General features: G+C 55.4%; 1 protein-coding gene, 1 rRNA gene and 1 pseudogene. 2 read left to right on the forward strand and 1 reads right to left on the reverse strand.

Going from position 1 to position 1,593, the window contains the following annotated elements:
• Positions 1–241 (forward strand): annotated as a pseudogene (locus ACRC1E_RS07600) (hypothetical protein); the annotation flags it as partial.
• Between the two features lie 109 nt (positions 242–350).
• The gene (locus ACRC1E_RS07605) at positions 351–1,442 is read left to right on the forward strand and encodes a polyamine ABC transporter substrate-binding protein (protein WP_438514502.1); all 1,092 of its coding nucleotides are present in this window, start codon (positions 351–353) and stop codon (positions 1,440–1,442) included.
• Positions 1,443–1,508: 66 nt separating this feature from the next.
• Here the strand turns inward: ACRC1E_RS07605 and rrf are convergent.
• A 5S ribosomal RNA gene (gene rrf, locus ACRC1E_RS07610) occupies positions 1,509–1,593 on the reverse strand; the annotation flags it as partial.

The following is a 1,593-nucleotide window of genomic DNA, read 5'->3' on the forward strand; positions in this document are numbered from 1 at the left end:
GGCCGCGACACTGGCATGTGGTTTGCGTGGGATCAGGCAGAAGATCAGATGCCGCACTGCAAGGCAGTGCCTACGGTCTGCGGCGCTAGGCAACGCCATTACCGCCTTGGAAAACAGCACGGATCTGGCCAAAATACTCGGTGCCGAATTTGTCGCCAGTTACTGTGCTCTCAAGAAAGTGGGGGACGAGGAATTCAACCGCATCGTCACGCCATGGGCGCTGCAGAGCTTACTGAAATAAGTCTGATGAGTTAACCGCCAGGCTGTACTTGCACGACCGTAATCCGCCCCTGAACAGGCGCAGCAAGGCTTGCTCAGCGGCGGACTGATGACCAAGGAGAAGGAGAGAAATGCAAAAAACCACGATAGCCATCATGCTCGCCGGCCTGTTCGGCAGCCACGCAGTGCTAGCAGCCAGCAAAGAAGTCAATATTTACAACTGGTCTGACTATATCGCAGAAGACACGGTTCCGAACTTCCAGAAGGAAACCGGGATCAAGGTGCGTTACGACGTGTATGACAGTAACGAAATCCTGCAAGCCAAAATGCTGACCGGCAAATCAGGCTACGACATCGTCGTGCCCAGTAATACTTTTCTTGCAAAACAGATCCAGTCCGGGCTCTACCAGCCGCTAGACAAGAGCAAGCTGAGCAACTACAAGGGGCTGGATCCCGAGGTAATGAAGCTGCTTGCCGAAGTCGACCCCGGCAACAAGTACGCGATACCCTACCTGTGGGGGATGAATACACTGGGAATCAACATCGACAAGGTCAACAAGGCGCTCGGCGGAAAGCTACCAGCCAACCAGTGGGATTTGCTATTCAAGCCCGAGTATGTATCCAGGCTCAAGAGCTGCGGTGTCAGCATTTTCGATTCACCATCCGAAGTCTTCCCGATGGCACTGCACTATCTGGGCAAGGATCCGGCTAGCAAGAACGAAGCCGACTACAAGGCGGCGGCCCTGCTGCTCAAACAGATCCGCCCGTCCATCACCCGCTTCTCTTCCTCCGGCTACATCAACGAGCTGGCAGGAGGCTCGCTATGCCTGGTACTCGGCTACGGTGGCGACCTCAATATCGCACGCAACAGGGCGCTTGAGACGAAGAACGGCGTCAAGATACAGCCTCTGGTTCCCGCACAAGGCATCGGCATCTGGATCGACAGTATGGTGATTCCCAAGGATGCCAAAAACATCGACAACGCGTACAAGTTCATCGACTACAACCTGCGCCCTAAGGTCGCCGCAGCCACTGCCAACTACGTGACGTACGCGTCGGGCAGCCTGGAAGCACGCAAGTTCATCGATAAGGAAAACCTCGCGAACCCATCGATCTTCCCGAGTCAGGCGGTGATGGCCAAGAGCTTCATCATGAAGCCTATCGACCCGAAAGTGCAGCGTCTGAGCACGCGGCTGTGGACAGAGATCAAGACCGGAAAATAAGCCATTCCGCCACGCCACAACGCAAAACCCCCCAACCATTGCTGGTTGGGGGGTTTCTAATGGGGCGTCTGGCGGTGTCCTACTTTCACATGGCGAATGCCACACTATCATCGGCGCTAAGGTGTTTCACGGTCCTGTTCGGGATGGGAAG

It is taken from the genome of Craterilacuibacter sp. (genome assembly GCF_051659485.1).
GTDB lineage: Bacteria > Pseudomonadota > Gammaproteobacteria > Burkholderiales > Chromobacteriaceae > Craterilacuibacter.

Bases quoted from the DNA above. Each gene is read 5' to 3' on its own strand.
- ACRC1E_RS07605 (WP_438514502.1), top strand. From the start codon at position 351: ATGCAAAAAACCACGATAGCCATCATGCTCGCCGGCCTGTTCGGCAGC.